At 52.1% G+C, this 17,393-nt stretch carries 14 protein-coding genes; 4 read left to right on the forward strand and 10 right to left on the reverse strand.

The window, feature by feature from the left end:
• Nucleotides 1-13: 13 nt before the first annotated feature.
• On the reverse strand, nucleotides 14-4,759 hold the full coding sequence (locus IE074_RS05220; RefSeq protein WP_189384383.1) for a glutamate synthase-related protein: 4,746 nt from the start codon (nucleotides 4,757-4,759) through the stop codon (nucleotides 14-16).
• A gap of 289 nt (nucleotides 4,760-5,048) precedes the next feature.
• On the opposite strand from IE074_RS05220, the gene dbpA reads away from it, so the two are divergent.
• Nucleotides 5,049-6,428, forward strand: coding sequence for an ATP-dependent RNA helicase DbpA (dbpA, locus tag IE074_RS05225; RefSeq protein ID WP_189384384.1), 1,380 nt, complete (start codon nucleotides 5,049-5,051; stop codon nucleotides 6,426-6,428).
• 34 nt (nucleotides 6,429-6,462) lie between these two features.
• Here the strand turns inward: dbpA and glpK are convergent, their stop codons facing one another.
• Both glpK and IE074_RS05235 read right to left on the reverse strand, forming a co-directional pair.
• On the reverse strand, nucleotides 6,463-7,956 hold the full coding sequence (glpK, locus tag IE074_RS05230; protein ID WP_189384385.1) for a glycerol kinase GlpK: 1,494 nt from the start codon (nucleotides 7,954-7,956) through the stop codon (nucleotides 6,463-6,465).
• A 95-nt stretch (nucleotides 7,957-8,051) separates the two neighbouring features.
• Complete coding sequence (locus IE074_RS05235) at nucleotides 8,052-8,753, reverse strand: hypothetical protein (RefSeq protein ID WP_189384386.1); 702 nt, start codon at nucleotides 8,751-8,753, stop codon at nucleotides 8,052-8,054.
• A gap of 120 nt (nucleotides 8,754-8,873) precedes the next feature.
• On the opposite strand from IE074_RS05235, the gene fghA reads away from it, so the two are divergent.
• Both fghA and rpoH read left to right on the forward strand, forming a co-directional pair.
• The gene (fghA, locus tag IE074_RS05240) at nucleotides 8,874-9,713 is read left to right on the forward strand and encodes an S-formylglutathione hydrolase (RefSeq protein WP_189384387.1); all 840 of its coding nucleotides are present in this window, start codon (nucleotides 8,874-8,876) and stop codon (nucleotides 9,711-9,713) included.
• Nucleotides 9,714-9,855: 142 nt separating this feature from the next.
• Nucleotides 9,856-10,734, forward strand: a complete 879-nt coding sequence (gene rpoH, locus IE074_RS05245; protein WP_189384388.1) for an RNA polymerase sigma factor RpoH — start codon at nucleotides 9,856-9,858, stop codon at nucleotides 10,732-10,734.
• A 292-nt stretch (nucleotides 10,735-11,026) separates the two neighbouring features.
• Here rpoH and IE074_RS05250 read toward each other — a convergent pair whose 3' ends face one another.
• The 6 genes from IE074_RS05250 to IE074_RS05275 form a co-directional block, all read right to left on the reverse strand.
• Nucleotides 11,027-11,848, reverse strand: coding sequence for an OmpA family protein (locus IE074_RS05250; RefSeq protein ID WP_189384389.1), 822 nt, complete (start codon nucleotides 11,846-11,848; stop codon nucleotides 11,027-11,029).
• A 397-nt stretch (nucleotides 11,849-12,245) separates the two neighbouring features.
• Complete coding sequence (locus tag IE074_RS05255; RefSeq protein WP_229793898.1) at nucleotides 12,246-12,872, reverse strand: SCO family protein; 627 nt, start codon at nucleotides 12,870-12,872, stop codon at nucleotides 12,246-12,248.
• A gap of 16 nt (nucleotides 12,873-12,888) precedes the next feature.
• Nucleotides 12,889-13,782 (reverse strand): heme o synthase, encoded by an 894-nt coding sequence (gene cyoE, locus IE074_RS05260; protein ID WP_189384390.1) that lies wholly within the window; start codon nucleotides 13,780-13,782, stop codon nucleotides 12,889-12,891.
• Nucleotides 13,779-14,795: a COX15/CtaA family protein gene (locus tag IE074_RS05265; RefSeq protein WP_189384391.1), complete on the reverse strand. Its 1,017-nt coding sequence runs from the start codon at nucleotides 14,793-14,795 to the stop codon at nucleotides 13,779-13,781. The genes cyoE and IE074_RS05265 overlap by 4 nt, the downstream gene beginning before the upstream one ends.
• A gap of 3 nt (nucleotides 14,796-14,798) precedes the next feature.
• Complete coding sequence (locus tag IE074_RS05270; protein WP_189384392.1) at nucleotides 14,799-15,434, reverse strand: SCO family protein; 636 nt, start codon at nucleotides 15,432-15,434, stop codon at nucleotides 14,799-14,801.
• Nucleotides 15,427-16,212, reverse strand: a complete 786-nt coding sequence (locus tag IE074_RS05275) for an SURF1 family protein (protein ID WP_189384393.1) — start codon at nucleotides 16,210-16,212, stop codon at nucleotides 15,427-15,429. The genes IE074_RS05270 and IE074_RS05275 overlap by 8 nt, the downstream gene beginning before the upstream one ends.
• A 28-nt stretch (nucleotides 16,213-16,240) precedes the next feature.
• Here IE074_RS05275 and IE074_RS05280 point away from each other — a divergent pair, with 28 nt between their 5' ends.
• Entirely contained in the window at nucleotides 16,241-16,444 is a 204-nt protein-coding gene (locus tag IE074_RS05280; RefSeq protein ID WP_189384394.1) for a twin transmembrane helix small protein, read from the forward strand.
• Nucleotides 16,445-16,514: 70 nt separating this feature from the next.
• Here IE074_RS05280 and IE074_RS05285 read toward each other — a convergent pair whose 3' ends face one another.
• Nucleotides 16,515-17,390, reverse strand: a complete 876-nt coding sequence (locus IE074_RS05285) for a cytochrome c oxidase subunit 3 (protein ID WP_189384395.1) — start codon at nucleotides 17,388-17,390, stop codon at nucleotides 16,515-16,517.
• Nucleotides 17,391-17,393 lie beyond the last annotated feature (3 nt).

The following is a 17,393-nucleotide window of genomic DNA, read 5'->3' on the forward strand; positions in this document are numbered from 1 at the left end:
TTCCTAATAACCCTTAAGCCACTTTCTGGCTGGCTTGTTCTGATTGCCACATTTCCGACAGCGCCCGACGATACTCAACCGGCATCACCTTTACAAACTGGCCACGCGATACATCCCAATTGCTGAGCAGGTCGCGGGCACGGAAACTGCCTGTCAGACGAAAATGCTCTTCAACCAGATAACGCACAATGGCTTCATCAGTTTGCCGGGTATCACCACGCTTGGCGGTATGCCAGCGTTCAATCCGGGCTTCTTTTTCCTGCTCTGCATGGGGCACCACCCTTTCCAGCTCAACCATGCTCAGGTTACAGCGCTGCCTGAACCTGCCCTCGGGATCCCATACATAGGCAACACCTCCCGACATGCCGGCAGCAAAGTTGCGCCCGGTCTCTCCGAGCACTACCACGGTACCGCCTGTCATATATTCACAGCCATGATCTCCGGTACCCTCAACCACTGCTGCAGCGCCTGAATTGCGGACGGCGAAACGCTCGCCGGCAACGCCATTGAAATAGGCCTCACCACCCAGTGCACCGTACAGCACGGTATTGCCTACAATAATATGTTCGGGGCCATAACCCCTGAAGTCATTCGGTGAACGGATGGAAATCCGTCCGCCCGACAGTCCTTTACCCACATAATCATTGGCTTCGCCCACCAGTTCAAAGCTGATGCCATGCGCCAGAAAGGCACCAAAACTTTGGCCGGCCACACCATTGAACTGAATATGAATGGTGTCGTCTGGCAGGCCTTCATGACCATATTTTCTGGCCACTACACCTGACAGCATGGCGCCCACCGTACGATTGCGGTTACGCACAGGAATAATGAAAGATACTTTCTCGCCCCGTTCAATCGCACTCTTGCTACGCTCAATCAATTGCTTGTCCAGGGCATTCTCAAGACCATGATCCTGTTCTTCAGTATGATATTTACCCGTTTCGGTTTCAGGCTGGTAAAACACACGGGAAAAATCCAGTCCCTTGGCTTTCCAGTGTGTCACGCCGGCTCGCATGTCCAGCAGCTCCACACGCCCCACCAGATCGTCAAACTTGCGAATACCCAGCTGGGCCATGATCTCCCTGACTTCCTCAGCCACGAAGAAGAAGTAATTCACCACATGCTCCGGCTTGCCCTGGAATTTCTGGCGCAGCACAGGATCCTGGGTTGCCACGCCAACCGGACACGTATTCAAGTGACACTTGCGCATCATGATGCAACCTTCCACCACCAGGGGCGCGGTGGCAAAACCGAACTCATCCGCCCCCAACAGGGCACCAATCACCACATCGCGACCGGTTTTCATTTGGCCATCGGCCTGCACCCGTACCCGGCTGCGCAGCTTGTTCAGCACCAGGGTTTGCTGGGTTTCAGACAGACCAAGCTCCCACGGTGTGCCGGCATGCTTGATAGAGGCAATGGGCGAGGCGCCGGTTCCGCCATCATGACCGGCAATCACAATATGATCGGACTTGGCTTTGGCCACACCGGCAGCCACCGTACCCACACCCACCTCGGAAACCAGTTTGGTGGAAACGGAAGCGTCCGGGTTCACATTTTTCAGATCATGAATCAGCTGGGCCAGATCCTCGATAGAGTAAATGTCATGGTGTGGCGGTGGCGAAATCAGCCCCACGCCCGGTACTGAATAACGCAGTTTGGCAATATATTCGGATACTTTATGGCCTGGGAGCTGCCCGCCCTCGCCGGGTTTGGCCCCTTGGGCCATTTTGATCTGGATCTGGTCGGCACTGCTTAAATACTCGGCACTGACACCAAAACGGCCAGAAGCCACCTGCTTGATTTTTGAACGCAGCGAATCCCCTTTACGCAGCGGAACCTCGGCAACAATTCGCTCTGCACCCAGCACCGATGCCAGGGTATCGCCGGTCTTGATATCGCTTTTACCACTTTGCATTTCCGCACGGTAGCGCAATTCATCCTCGCCGCCCTCACCGGTATTGGACTTGCCGCCAATCCGGTTCATGGCCACCGCCAGCACGGCATGCGCCTCGGTAGAGATAGAGCCCAGTGACATGGCACCGGTGGCAAAACGCTTTACAATCTCCTTGGCAGGCTCAACCTCTTCCAGCGCAATCGCCCTGGAAGGATCCACTTTAAATTCAAACAATCCACGAAGGGTCATGTGACGGCGCGACTGGTCGTTGATCAGCTGGGCATACTCTTTGTAGGTACGGTAATTATTGGCGCGGGTGGCATGTTGCAACTTCGCGATCGAATCGGGCGTCCACATATGCTCTTCACCACGGATACGGAATGCGTAATCACCCCCGGCATCCAGCTCATTGGCCAATACCGGATCATTGCCAAAAGCCTGCCGATGCAGTCGAAAGGCTTCCTCAGCCACCTCAAAAATGCCCAGCCCCTCTATATTGCAGGGTGTACCGGTAAAGTACTTGCGGACAAGGTCGCTTTTCAGGCCAACCGCCTCGAAAATCTGTGCCCCGGTATAAGACATATAGGTTGAAATGCCCATTTTGGACATGACCTTGTTCAGGCCCTTACCAACCGCCTTGACATAATTTTTAACGGCTTTGTCACCGCCCATTGTGGCCAGGGTTTCCATGGCCAGATAGGGATATACCGCCTCGGCGCCATAGCCGCCCAACAGGGCAAAATGATGCACCTCACGGGCTGAACCGGTTTCCACCACCAGCCCCGTATTGGTCCGCAGGCCAGAACGGATAAGGTGTTGGTGAATGGCTGAGGTGGCCAGCAGGGCCGGAATGGCCACATGCCCGCTATCAACCTTGCGGTCTGAAACAATCAGGATGTTAAAGCCGCTTCTGACCGCATCCACGGCACTGGCACACAGGGCGGCAATACAGGCTTCAATCCCTTCCGTACCCCAGCTTGCCGGGTAGGTGATATCCAGCTCGTGGCACCGGAATTTATTATCGGTATAACGCTCGATTTCACGCAGGCGAGACATGCCCACGCTGTCCAGCACGGGCTGGGAGACTTCAACCCGCTGTGGCGGATTGACGTTATTGATATCCAGCAGATTGGGTTTGGGACCAATAAAGGAAACCAGCGACATCACCAGTTGTTCACGGATCGGATCAATCGGCGGGTTGGTCACCTGCGCAAACAGCTGGCGAAAATAATTATAGAAAGATTTCGAACGGCTGGACAGCACGGCCAGTGGCGCATCATTACCCATTGAGCCAATCGCCTCTTCACCATTTTTACCCATGGGCTCAAGAATAAACCTGATGTCTTCCTGGGTCCAGCCAAAAGCCTGCTGGCGATCCAGCAACGAGGCATGGCTCATGTAATCGGCGGCGTGTACCGTATCTGTGGCCGGCAAGTCGTCCAGGCGTACGCGCAACCGCTCGATCCACTGCCTGTAGGGACGGTTATTGGCCAATTGGGACTTGATTTCCTCATCATCAATAATGCGCCCCTGGTCCAGATCTATCAGCAACATTTTTCCGGGCTGCAAACGCCATTTTTTCACAATCCGATGCTCTGGTATGGTCAGGGTACCGGCCTCTGAAGCCAGAATGACCATATTGTCATCGGTAATCAGGTAACGGGCCGGACGCAGACCATTGCGGTCCAGCGTTGCGCCAATCTGGCGGCCATCGGTAAATGCCACGGCAGCAGGACCATCCCAGGGCTCCATTTTGGCAGCATTGTATTCATAGAAAGCACGGCGGTTGGCATCCATGTCGGTATGCTGCTCCCAGGCTTCGGGAATCATCATCATCATGGCATGGGCCAGCGAGTAACCCGATGTGACCAGCAATTCCAGGCAATTGTCAAAGGTGGCCGTATCAGACTGTCCCTCATAAACAATCGGATAGAGTTTTTGCAGGTCACTGCCCAGCACTGCGGACTCCATCATGCCCTCACGGGCACGCAGCCAGTTGAAGTTACCCTTGACCGTATTGATCTCTCCGTTATGCGCAATCATGCGATAAGGGTGTGCCAATGGCCAGGCCGGAAAGGTATTGGTGGAAAACCGCTGGTGCACCATGGCCAGGGCGGAAACGGTACGCGTATCAGCCAAGTCTCGGTAATAAGTACCCACTTGGTCGGCCAGCAACAATCCTTTATAAACTACGGTACGAACCGACGCGGATGGCACAAAATACTCGGTGCTGTGGGCCAGATTCATGGCCTGAATGGCATGACTGGCGGTTTTTCGAATCACATACAATTTTCTTTCCAGCGCATCGGGCACCATCACATCGGGGCCGCGGCCGATAAACAGCTGGCGGATAACCGGCTCGCAATCACGTACCGCCGGTGACATGGGCATTTCACTGTCTACCGGCACATCGCGCCAGCCCAAGAGAACTTGCCCTTCATCGCGCACCGCCCGTTCCAGCTCTTTTTCACAAGCCAGCCGGGAAGCGGTTTCTTTTGGCAAAAAAACCATGGCCACGCCATACTCGCCTTCAGGAGGCAGCGTGACGCCCTGGCGTGCCATTTCATCCCGGTACAGGGCATCGGGAATCTGGATCAGGATACCGGCTCCATCACCCATTAATTTATCAGCACCCACCGCGCCACGGTGGTCCAGGTTCTCAAGGATTTTCAGGCCTTGCTGGACAATGGCATGGCTTTTTTGTCCCTTGATATTGGCCACAAACCCGACACCACAGGCATCATGTTCGTTGTGCCTGTCATACAGGCCCTGGGATCGGGGCTGCCGATGCGGCAATAAACCAATGGCAGAGGCATCAACAGACGCCTCTGTCACAATATCTTTGTTAATCAGGGTAGACATACATGCTCCGCAATGGGTTCGGGCTAAACAAGGTTCTTTTCAGCTTTCAAGAATAAAGACAAAATCTTTATGACGCAATAAAAATAAAAGGGGTCAAACCCTATTTTTTTTATAATTATTTTTATTGAAAATAAATAAGGGACAGATCAATTAAGATTCTGTTTTTATTGAAAATAAGCCTATTTTGACCCAACATTAAAATTTCTATTTTTCAAAAACAACCCAGATCAGACAGCGATTACGTTTACAATTCTGTTTTATTTATCCCACCTGAATACAACACCCTGCCATGACCGCCACCTCTTTTTCCTCCCTGCCCCTTTCAGCCGAACAACAACATAATCTGTCGGCATTGGGCTACGCCACCATGACACCCATACAGGCAGAAAGCCTGCCCCTGATCCTGGCTGGCCGGGACGTTCTGGCCCAGGCCCAAACCGGCAGTGGCAAAACCCTGGCTTTCGGTTTGGGTATCATGCAAAAAATCAACCCGGCCTTTTTTGGCATCCAGGGATTGGTCCTGTGTCCTACCCGGGAGCTGGCTGACCAGGTTTCCCGGGAGCTGCGAAAACTGGCCCGGGCATTAGGCAATATCAAAATCCTGACCCTGTGTGGTGGTGCAGCCTTGCGCCCCCAAATAGAATCGCTTTCGCATGGCGCACATATTGTGGTGGGTACCCCCGGGCGCATCCTGGATTTGCAGGAACGTGGACAACTGGAGCTGAGCACGGTTAAAACACTGGTGTTTGATGAAGCCGATCGCATGATTGATATGGGTTTTTATGATGATATTTGTGCCATTACCCGCGCCTGCCCGCTCAAACGCCAAACCCTGATGTTTTCAGCCACTTATCCTGCCCCTATCCTGCAGGACTGTGAGGGCTTCATGATCAATCCTGAAAAAGTCCAGGTTGAATCCTTGCCCAGCCAGAGCCAGATTGAGCAGATTTTTTATGAAATCGATCCCGGACAGCGTTTTGCGGCAACCGCTACCCTGCTTAACCATTTCCGTCCGGTATCCACCCTGGCATTTTGCAACACCAAGGCGCAATGCGAGGCACTGGCCGAAGACCTGCAGCAGCGTGGCATCCGGGCACTTGTCTTGCATGGCGACCTGGAGCAACGCGACCGTGAAGATGTGCTGGTCCAATTTATCAACCAGAGCTGTTCGGTACTGGTTGCCACCGATGTGGCCGCCCGCGGCCTGGACATCCAAACCCTTGACGCTGTGATCAACGTGGATATTTCTCCCAATGCAGAGACGCATATTCACCGCATTGGACGTACGGGCAGAAGCGAGGCCAGGGGACTGGCCCTGACCCTGTGCAGCCAGGCAGAAAAATTCAGGGCGGAACGCATTGAAAAAGCACTGGATACCACCCTGGAATGGCAGGATTTACCCGTGGTTAAAGATAATACCCGTTCTTTGCAAGCACCCATGAAAACCATTTGCCTGCGGGCCGGAAAAAAAGACAAGATCCGCCCCGGCGACCTGCTGGGCGCCTTAACCAAAGACATTGGCCTGCAAGCCAGCCAGGTGGGTAAAATCAATATTTATGATTTTGTTGCTTTTGTGGCCATTGAACGCAAGGTCGCCAATGACACGATTACCAAGCTTCGTGAACGCACCATCAAGGGCAAGCAGTTGCAAATGCGGTTCATGGAATAAGGGTCTCGCGCAAAGCACTGCCAGACTGCGGCGATCATGTCGCCATGGTCTGGCGAACGGCCCGGTTCCAGTTTTCCATTAAGCGGGCGGCCTCATCCCGCCCGATATTGGGCTCAAAACAACGCTCTTCACGCCATAATGAAGAAAGTTCCGCGGTACCCGACCACACCCCTTCCTGCAAACCGGCCAGATAAGCCGCACCCAGGGCAGTGGTTTCAATCATTTGGGGACGGACCACCGGAATCCCCAGCAAATCGGCCTGAAACTGCATTAAGGCATCATTCACGCAAGCGCCACCATCGACCCGCAGCTCCTGCAAGGCCACGCCATTGCCTGCCTCGGCCTCGCGACTCATGGCATCCAGCAAGGCGGCGCTTTGGAAGGCAATGCTTTCGACCGCAGCCCTGGCAATATGCGCTGCTGTTGTGCCACGGGTAAGGCCGGTAAGGGTTCCGCGAGCATTGGCATCCCAATACGGTGCGCCCAGTCCCGTAAAGGCCGGTACAAAAAACACGCCCCCGCTATCGGCCACCGACTCGGCCAAAGACTGCACCTGGGCACTTTGGCTAATAATGCCCAAGCCATCACGCAACCATTGCACTACGGCCCCGCCCACAAACACGCTGCCTTCCAGGGCATACTCAAGCGCGCCTCCTTGTTGGGCCACCCGGGTTGTTAACAAGCCATTTTCTGAAACACTAAAATGTCCACCCGCATGCAATAAGGCAAAGCAGCCGGTGCCATACGTATTCTTGGCCATTCCGGGCTTGAAGCAGGCCTGGCCAAATAGCGCACTTTGCTGATCCCCCGCCACACCACCCACTGGTATGGCATGCCCGACAATGGTTTCATCAATCTGGCCATAGCAGGCACTTGAAGGCAGTACCTCGGGCAACATATTGGCCGGAATGCCGAATAAATCCAGCAACTCGGGATCCCAGCGGTTTTCCCGGATATTGAACAGCAGGGTGCGCGATGCATTGCTGACATCGGTCGCATGCACCCGGCCTTTGCTTAACTGCCATAACAGCCAGCTATCCACTGTCCCAAAGGCCAATTCCCCCTGCTCGGCCAGCTTACGGGCATTGGGGACGCTTTCAAGAATCCAGCTCAATTTGGTGGCCGAAAAATAAGCATCCAGTTTCAGGCCCGTGCGTTCCTGGATAAACGGCTCAAGCCCCTTTTCCCTTAAGGTGCGGCACAGGGCTTCACCGCGCCGGTCTTGCCAGACAATGGCCCGAAACAAGGGCTGCCCGGTTTTACGGTGCCATACCAAGGTGGTTTCCCGTTGGTTGGTAATACCCACTGCCGCTATACGGTTTGGACTGATTCCTGACTGGTGAATAACGTCTCGCAAGGTGGCCAGCTGTGATTGCCAGATTTCCTGCGGCTCATGCTCCACCCAGCCCGATTGCGGATAATACTGGGGGAACTCCCGCTGCGCCATGGCAACAATATTGGCCTGCCGGTCAAACAGGATACTGCGCGAACTTGAGGTTCCCTGATCAAGGGCCAATAAATAGTCCATACCCATCCTTTTCATTTTTATCTCTGGACAGTATATCTATTTTCAATATTAAGCGTAAACAGGACGATAAATAAGAGCAAGCAATGAACAGGCGTTTACCTGGTTTCGGACTCAGGCTGGATTTTTCTTGGGCGGCCGCGCTTACCGGGGCTGACCCGCCGGCTGGCACTGCCTGACAGCGACTGCAGGAATGACTCGCTGCCCAGTGCCCATTGACCCGCCAAGGCGTCAGCAATCCTGTTGCTCTCGTTCATGGACAAGCCGTGGTGAAACATTTCCCGGTACCGGGCCTGGCGGTCAAATGGCGTATTGCCGGTCTGCCAATAATCCTCATGGTCTGTCAGCCAGGCAACTGAACCCAGACTGGCACCGGTATGAATACCCGCCGAGGACCAGGGCCACAATTCGGGCGCGTCCATGCCTTTCTCGCGACAGGTAAAGGACTCCAGCCAGACCATGGCCGGCAGCACCCATTGTCCAGGCTCAAGCAGTGCCGAACGGTATCGACCCTGAAAAACGGGTCCGGATCGCAACGATGCCGCCAGATTTCGGCCCAACGACTGCATGACACGGGAAATGCCTTGTCCGTTTTCAGGTGTTGCCAGCAACAGGATGCTGTCATCAACCAGGGTCCACCCATGCAAGGCAACCTTATGCACATAAACCATATCGGCCAGCCAGGCCTGGACCTGACTCATGAGCTTGCCAGCATCGGGGGCTGTATTGAAAGAATGAACAAGCCTTGCATGAACCAATTGTGCTATGCGAGGGGCATACAGGCGGGGAAGTCGGGCCATGGCAGTTCAATCAAAGAATAGACAAGACAAATTGTAGCGAAAAACCGGCTCCTCTACAGGTACAATCTTTGTGTCTAAGTTAACTTGTTTTTATTCCACCCATTTTCTGAGGTCAACGACATGAATCTTGAAATGATCAGCGAACATGCCTGTTTTGACGGGGTACAGCGTTTTTACCGGCACCAGTCCAGTGAAATCGGCCTGCCCATGCGCTTTTCCGTATTTATACCCCGCCAGGCCGAAAATGGCGCCTTGCCTGCCCTGTTTTACCTGGCCGGCCTGACCTGCACCGAAGAAACCTTCATGATCAAAGGTGGCGCACAGCGTTACGCAGCCGAACACGGCATCATGCTGATTGCCCCGGACACCAGCCCGAGAGGGGCTGGTATAGAGGGAGAAGACGAGCACTGGGATTTTGGCACCGGGGCCGGTTTTTATCTGGATGCAACCGAGCCCGGCTGGAATAAAAACTACCGGATGTACAGCTACATTACCCAAGAGCTTTATGCCATTGCGCAGACCCTGGGTGCAGCCAAAGGCCGGATTGGCATTTTCGGGCATTCCATGGGTGGTCATGGCGCCCTGGTACTGGCACTTAAAAACCCACAACTGTTCAAATCCGTCTCCGCTTTTGCACCGGTTGCCGCACCCGTCAAATGTCCTTGGGGACAAAAAGCCTTTTCCCGCTATTTGGGCAATGACAAGACCCGGTGGGAAGCCTATGACGCATCCTGCCTGATGCAAACCCTGCACAACCCTTTTCCACAAGGCATCCTGGTCGATCAGGGACTGAAAGACAGTTTCCTGCAAGAACAGTTGTACCCCGACGCGTTTGAAGCGGCATGCGAACAGGCCAATCAGCCACTGGTATTGCGTCGCCACGAGCAATATGACCACGGTTATTATTTCATTTCAACCTTCATGGAAGACCATATCCGCTTTCATGCCGGGCGTCTTTAAGGCGGATTATCTGCCCGAAAACGGTCATCAGCATCTTGAAACGGGAACTTTTTCCTGATTTCGGTATCTCATTAGCACTCTTTTCAATTGAGTGCTAATATATACAAGGAAAATATTATTTCAACGGAGTCAAACAAAACCTATGTCAAATCAAGCGCTTGCACTGTCAAATCCCAATGTAGCGATGGCCATCTCCAATCCTGGGGCATTAGGCACCATAGAGGCATACATTAGTGCAGTGAACCGTTTACCTCTTCTGTCCGCAGAACAGGAAAAGAATTTGGCTGAGCAGCTGCAAAAAGAAGGCAACCTGGATGCAGCGCGTGACCTGATCATGTCGCACCTTCGTCTGGTAGTGTCTATTTCCCGCCAGTATCTGGGCTATGGCCTGCCCCATGCCGACCTTATACAAGAGGGTAATATCGGCCTGATGAAAGCAGTCAAGCGTTTTGATGTTTCCCGTGGCGTGCGCCTGGTTTCCTTTGCCGTTCATTGGATCAAGGCAGAAATCCATGAATACATCATTCGCAACTGGCGCATGGTAAAAATTGCCACCACCAAAGCCCAACGCAAGCTGTTTTTCAATTTGCGCAGCATGCGTCCCGATGGCCAAACCCTTGACCCGGAGCACATTGAAGGTATTGCTGCCAAGCTGAATGTCCGCCCCGAGGATGTGAGCGAAATGGAAGTCCGCCTTTCGGGCCGCGATATGTCTTTTGAATCACAAACCGATGATGAGGACGAGTTCGCTCCCATTTCTTACCTGTCAGACGAGGGCGATCACGAACCCACCACTGTGATTGAAAAAAATGCCTACGATACCCTGCAAAGCTCAGGTATTACCCAGGCACTTTCACTGCTTGATGACCGTGCCCGCCGTATTATTGAGGCCCGCTGGCTACAAGATGAGGGCGGCGCCACTTTACATGAACTGGCTGACGAATTTGGCGTGTCTGCCGAACGTATCCGGCAAATTGAAGCGGCATCCCTGAAAAAAATGCGCAAGGCATTAAGCGATTGATTTCCTGCTGTTTACGGCTTATTTAACGTCATTTTTGTCTAAAAAATGACGTTTTGTTTTAGGGTCCTGGTGCTGTTTCAGACGTTTTTGTAACCCACTGAAACAATTTGACTGAAATTCAATTGAACTATTGCGTAAACCGCAAGACTAACAGGTCATGAGTCCTGGCAATATCTGCGCAATGCAGGCTGGGGCTTGACATCCGTTTCTGCTTCTCCTCTTTCCCCCTCCCCTTTGAGACGGATGATTCAGGCACTTCATAATATGAAGTGCCTTTTTTTATGGTACGAACTTAATCCTGGCTGCCCTCAAGATTGACCAGCACTTCAACCCTGCGGTTAGGGGCCAGACAAGCGATCAGTTCCTTGCGGTTGCCAAGCTTTTCACATTGAACCAGCGGCTGCGACTCACCCTGCCCCTGCACGGTGATAAAGGAAGCCGGCACACCATTGGACACTAAATACCTGGCCACACTATTTGCACGCTTTTCTGACAAAGTCTGGTTATAGGCCTCTGGACCCAAGCGATCGGTATGTCCGATAATCAGCACCGATTTGACGCCTGGCTGATTACGGATTTCCTGGCTTAAGGCTTCCAGACGCAATTTACCCCGTTGCTGCAAATCATTGATGCCAGCACCATTAAATGCAAACAGACCGTCAGCCTCAAGCGTGACTTTTCGTGCCTGCTCAACCACTTTTTCAGGGGCTTCTGTGGTGCAGGCATCATCGGGACCTACCGGTTTCCAATAAAAACTGCGCGCCAGCATATCCTTGTCGAACAATATCTTGTATTGGCAGGAAGATACGTTGTTCGTCCCTTTTCCGGGGGTATTCAGATAAAACAGGAAATCCCATTCACGCGGCGCAAAACCTTCTGAAAAATGAGGGCGACCCAGCAAATAATAAAGCTGGTCTTTAGTGACGCCTGGGCGCACCAGATTAAGATTTTCGGGGTTGGGTGCTATTCCCCTTCCATGATCGTAAGTAATACTACGGATATCTGGAAAAACCGGGTTATCGGTTGTGCCGTTGGGCTTGACATTGCTGAGTGACCCACAGGCACTCAGGGAAAGGCCCGCCAACGCTGCCATAATTACTCTGGGGAAATTCATCTTACTCCAACCAATTTTGCCTAAAACAAATTCAGACCATGAATTCGTATAATAATTATAAAAATCTCTTGTCATGAACGACCAAACACATGCCGAGTGTTATTTAAACAAACGAAAGCAAGCCAGCCAAGACAGAAAGCCAATCCTTCAAATAAATGCATGCATTTTAATCATTAATCGTAAATTTTTGTTTCAAACAAACAACATAATTCTTAATAAACAACAATTAAATAACAAATAAAAATATTAAGATACGTTATGAAAATAATATGTTGCCAATCACATGCCCATCAGAATTTTGGATCATTAAACCCAAGCGGCCACTCAGCCTTGCCTGCACCCTAAATAAAAAATCCGGCATTAAGCCGGATGTTGAAGATAAAGCGTTATAAACGACTCAAAACAAACTTTTGATATCCTTTTCCATATCTTCAACAGGCGTGCCCGGCTTGAAAAGAATACGGGATTCACCTTTTTTATCAAGAACATACAAACTGGAACTGTGTTCCATTGAATAAGTACCGTTGGTATGGGCCACTTTCTTGTAAAAGGCCTTGAAGGACTTGGCCAATTGGGCGATTTGCTCGGGTGTGCCGGTAATCGCATTGAAACGCTCATCGAAAGCGGACACATAAGCCTTGAGCATTTCCGGAGTATCACGTTCGGGATCTATACTGACCATCACCACCTGCACCTGGGCCGCTTCTTCCGGCGTGAATTTTGTCATGAGCTGCGACAGTTCCGCCATGGCTGTGGGGCAGACATCTGGGCATTGGGTAAACCCAAAGAAAACCACAACCACCTTATCCTTGTAATCCTTGAAAGAAACCGGATTGCCATCCTGGTTAATGCCACCGACATTTTTACCAAAACCGGTGCCGGTAATATCCGAACCGATAAAGGCAATTGGCTGGGTAGCTACCGCTTCAAACACTTCCTGCTTGCAGGCGGACAAGCCAAATGCCATGGAAAACGCCAATCCCACACTGACTGCCAGCTTTCTGGCCTTATATGATTTTTTCATTACTAAACACCTACCATCACATCAGAATCATTATCCAGTGATCCACCAGCAAAGCGCCAAACAGCAGCGCAAGATAGAGAATCGAAAACCGGAACGTTTTTCGTGCCAGTTCATCACTGTAAACCCTATACAGGCTTAATGCATGCCTGATAAACCAGCCACCCAAAAAAAGGGCCGCCGCCAGATAAAACAGGCCACTCATGCGAATAATAAAGGGCATGAGCGTTACCACCACAAGCATGAAGGTATATAAAAGAATATGCAAGCGGGTAAAAGCATTGCCGTGCGTTATGGGCAACATGGGCAAACCGGACTTCTGGTAGTCATGGCTGCGATACAGCGCCAGCGCCCAGAAATGCGGAGGTGTCCAGGCAAAAATAATAAGCACCAGCAACCACGCCTCTGCCGGAACCGAGCCTGCCACAGCAGCCCAGCCCAACGCTGGCGGCATTGCACCTGACAAACCGCCAATAACTATATTCTGGGGGGTAAGCGGTTTCAATACAATAGTATAGATCAAGGCATAGCCAATAAATGTCGCAAATGTCAGCCACATGGTCAGGGGATTGACGAACCAGTACAGCACCAGCATGCCCAGGCCTCCCACCATGCCTGACATAAGGATGACCTGCAGCGAGGTGATGGTACCTTGTGCCGTTGCGCGGCGCCGGGTCCTTAACATGCGGGCATCAATTTCCTGCTCGATCAGACAATTAATGGCAAAAGCGGCTGCGGCCAGCAGCCAGATCCCTATGGTCCCTGCCACCACCACGCTGGCCGGTGGCAGCCCGTTTGATGCCAGGAACATGCCAATGACGGCACAGAAAACGGCCAGCTGGGTTACCCTGGGTTTGGTCAGCACCCAATACTGTTGAAAAAAACCTGTTTGCGGCGTCAAGGCTATCGTCATGGCAATACCTTATAGTCAGTTCCTGCGCGATTCAATCGCACAAGTATCGTTACCGCCGCAATCACCAATCCTGCGGCGCCACCATTATGCAAAACGGCAATGAGTAATGGCCATTGAAAAAATATCGTGCTCAGTCCGGTTAAAACCTGAATCAATAATAACAAAACCAGCCATTGTGCGGGAGCGCGTAAACCCTGCTCTTTTCGCAGGCGCAAGGCAATGGCAAACAAAAACACAAAGACAAAAATGGCGAAATTACGATGTACCCAATGAATGGCGGTCAGCGCCTGTTGCGAAATAATTTCCCCGCTGGATGATTCACCCAGACCACGAAAAACCGAATACCCGCCAGCAAAATCCATTTCAGGAATCCACTGTCCATGGCAGGTGGGAAAATCCATACAGGCCAGAGCGGCATAATTGGTACTGACCCAGCCCCCCAACACAATTTGCACAAACAATATGACCAGGCCCAAGAACATCCAGGGTTGATAAAATGCCACACCGGCAGGGACAGGCACATGTGCCTTTTCACGGGCGGCAAGCCAGCTCATGAGTGCCAGCAGCAGCATGCCCCCCAACAGATGAGCCGTCACGATCACTGGCATTAATTTATGCGTAACGGTCCAGGCACCAAAAGCACCCTGCAGGCAAACCGCAACCAGGCAAAAAGTGGCAAGCCCCGCCGAGCGACCAATCTGGCTACGGTAACGCCATGCCATGAACACAATGGCAATAATCAGCATGCCCAGCACGCTACCCCAATAGCGGTGAATCATTTCAATCCATGCCTTTGACATGGAAACCGGCCCGTACGGCTGCTGCACCAAGGCCTCGGCAATCTGTCCCGATGCACCAAACGGCGTGAGTTTGCCATAACAGCCCGGCCAGTCAGGGCAACCCAGGCCTGAATCGGTAAGACGCACGAAAGCGCCAAACATAATCAGGTCCAGGGTAAAAAACCAGGTCAGGAAAACAAGCCGGCGATAAATGGAGCGAACCCGGGCTGCCATCACTTACCCAATCACGGAAACGTGCAACAACTTGGCAATATCGTTACGAAACCGGACAGGATCGGTTTCCTGGCCGGGGTAATACATGATCAAATTGCCAAGCGGATCAATAATCCACAGATATTTATCCATTTCCCGCTCCAGGGCAGCCGCATCTGCCAGAACATCCGGGCCCAATAAAAAAGCACCCAACGCAAGCGGATCTGCCCGTAACATCAAGGTCCCTTTATACGCGTCCAGCACCTTTTGCGGTATGGCCTCGTTATCAGTCACAAACCATACGCGCACCAGGCGCTCCACATTCTTGCCCTGGCTGGCATGGGCATTGCGGGTATAATGCAATTTGGTGGCACAAGAATCAGGACAGCCCCCCCCATCGGCACTCACCAACACCCAGCGCCCTTTCAGGGAGTTCAAGTCAAACGGCTTGCCATCAAGCGTGCTTAATGGCAACCGGGCAGACGCTGGCATCGTGCGCTGCGGAATCACAAAAGAACCATAATTGGTTGCTCCGGCAGGCCTTAAGGCTGGCACATAATAAAGCAAAGCTGCCGCCACCAGCGGAATAATGCAACTCAGCAGTATCAGGTACAAAGGCACCAGGGAGCGTTTTTTCATCTCCAATACTTCACTATTCATGTTGACTCCTTGATTTCCCGTGTCGCGCCATCCTGTATCCTACAAATAGCATGGCAAGCAGCGCTATCAGGGCAAACCCAAACCATTGCATGGCATAAGCCGTATTTTTATGATAATCAACAGGCGGTGTTGCCCAATCGCGGGTCAATCCGTCCTCTGTCCCACTCATTTGCCGGACTACCACCGGCAAAAAAACCAGTCCGCTTGCCTGCTCCATGTTATTCAATTCAAGATTTTGCACCTGGGGCAAATCCGGTCCCGGCAAAGGCAGGCGGGCAGGCAATTGCGCCTGTTTTTCACCCGATAAAGACCTGAGCTCAAGCAGCCTTGGCACATGCTCCAACAGCTGCCCCTGAATAGTAACGGTAACCGCCGCTAACGGAAAATCGGGCAAGGGGGCCGGAGCAATGCGTCGCTCAAACCAGCCGCGCAAAACCAAAACGGCTTTATGATGGGGCGCATGCCCCAGCAACAGGGGCGTTGCCAGCCAATAACCCGGCCTGCCCTGATGATTACGGTTTAGCAACACACTGAACTGCGGTTGCCATACACCGGTCACGCTAACCGTTCGCCATTCCCGCCATTCACTTTCAGGTGTATCATCTTGAAGTAACAAGGTGGAAAGCTGTTGCCCATGTTCGATATTGGCCTGAATGGCCCGTCGCTCACTGGCACGCTGCAATTGCCATTGACCCAGTAAAATAAAAATCACCAGCAGCATTGCCAAAAGCACTAAGGCAAGCCAGTACTTTATCTTTACGGGTTGACTGTGTTTCATTCGGTTTTTCCCATCGGGGGCGTCAATCATGCATGTATTCATCGGGGTGGCCTTCCTTGCCATTATCGCCAGTCTGGCACTTGCTTTTTTCTATTTAATGCGGGACAAGGGAACCAGCAACAAAACCGTCAACGCCCTGACCCTGCGCGTAGGCCTTTCGATTGCCCTGCTGGCCTTTGTCCTGTTTGCCAACTACATGGGCTGGATTCACAGCACGGGGTTCAGGCCATAGCCACCCCCCGCTTCACCTTAACGAAAAAAGGCCGGATCAGACCGGCCCTTTTTGCAGGGTTGCCGGTTGCTCAAAACCAATATACAAACAAATACAGTCCCAGCCAGACCACATCAACAAAGTGCCAGTACCAGGCTGCCCCTTCAAAACCAAAGTGGTGATCGGCCGTAAAATGTCCTCTGATCAGGCGCAGCAAAATAATGGTCAGGATGGTGGCGCCCAGCAATACGTGAAAACCGTGAAATCCGGTTAACATGAAAAACAGTGAGCCATAAATACCAGAATCAAAACGCAGGTTCAGGTCGGAATAGGCATGCATATACTCAACAGCCTGCAGATACAGGAAGGTAAAACCCAGGGCAACCGTCAGAAACAGCCAGAAAATACTGCTGCCCCGCTTGCTGGCCCGCAAGGCATGATGGGAAAGGGTTAGCGTAAGCCCCGACGTTAACAGTAAAACCGTATTAATGGTGGGCAGCCAGAAAGGCCCGATAATTTCAAAATGCTGAACAATCCCTGCCGGTCCGAAATTGGGCCATTGACCCGAAAAACCCGGCCACAGCATTAACTGGTGGTCCAGATTACTTAGCCAGGGAGTGGTTACTTCCCGGGCATACCAAAGCGCGCCAAAAAAAGCCGCGAAGAACATGACCTCGGAAAAAATAAACCAACCCATCCCCCAACGATAGGAATCATCAATACGCTTGCTGTTAAGCCCGCTCTCGGACTCCCGAATGGCATCACCAAACCAGAAAAACAGCATGATAAACAATGACAGCAAACCCACCAGAAAAACCCAGTTCCCGTAAGGAACACGGTTAACCCAGGCTACCGCCCCAATCAGCATAATCAAAATGGCAAAACTGGTTCTGACCGGATGGCCCGAAAAGGAAGGCACATAATAATATGGTGCCTCTTTGCCATTAACGGAGTGACTTGCACCCATAGC

The organism is Advenella faeciporci (assembly GCF_014652395.1).
GTDB classification, from domain to species: Bacteria; Pseudomonadota; Gammaproteobacteria; order Burkholderiales; family Burkholderiaceae_B; genus Advenella; species Advenella faeciporci.

Bases quoted from the DNA above. Each gene is read 5' to 3' on its own strand.
- IE074_RS05220 (WP_189384383.1), bottom strand. From the start codon at position 4,759: ATGTCTACCCTGATTAACAAAGATATTGTGACAGAGGCGTCTGTTGAT.
- dbpA (WP_189384384.1), top strand. From the start codon at position 5,049: ATGACCGCCACCTCTTTTTCCTCCCTGCCCCTTTCAGCCGAACAACAA.
- glpK (WP_189384385.1), bottom strand. From the start codon at position 7,956: ATGGACTATTTATTGGCCCTTGATCAGGGAACCTCAAGTTCGCGCAGT.
- IE074_RS05235 (WP_189384386.1), bottom strand. From the start codon at position 8,753: ATGGCCCGACTTCCCCGCCTGTATGCCCCTCGCATAGCACAATTGGTT.
- fghA (WP_189384387.1), top strand. From the start codon at position 8,874: ATGAATCTTGAAATGATCAGCGAACATGCCTGTTTTGACGGGGTACAG.
- rpoH (WP_189384388.1), top strand. From the start codon at position 9,856: ATGTCAAATCAAGCGCTTGCACTGTCAAATCCCAATGTAGCGATGGCC.
- IE074_RS05250 (WP_189384389.1), bottom strand. From the start codon at position 11,848: ATGAATTTCCCCAGAGTAATTATGGCAGCGTTGGCGGGCCTTTCCCTG.
- IE074_RS05255 (WP_229793898.1), bottom strand. From the start codon at position 12,872: ATGAAAAAATCATATAAGGCCAGAAAGCTGGCAGTCAGTGTGGGATTG.
- cyoE (WP_189384390.1), bottom strand. From the start codon at position 13,782: ATGACGATAGCCTTGACGCCGCAAACAGGTTTTTTTCAACAGTATTGG.
- IE074_RS05265 (WP_189384391.1), bottom strand. From the start codon at position 14,795: ATGGCAGCCCGGGTTCGCTCCATTTATCGCCGGCTTGTTTTCCTGACC.
- IE074_RS05270 (WP_189384392.1), bottom strand. From the start codon at position 15,434: ATGAATAGTGAAGTATTGGAGATGAAAAAACGCTCCCTGGTGCCTTTG.
- IE074_RS05275 (WP_189384393.1), bottom strand. From the start codon at position 16,212: ATGAAACACAGTCAACCCGTAAAGATAAAGTACTGGCTTGCCTTAGTG.
- IE074_RS05280 (WP_189384394.1), top strand. From the start codon at position 16,241: ATGCATGTATTCATCGGGGTGGCCTTCCTTGCCATTATCGCCAGTCTG.
- IE074_RS05285 (WP_189384395.1), bottom strand. From the start codon at position 17,390: ATGGGTGCAAGTCACTCCGTTAATGGCAAAGAGGCACCATATTATTAT.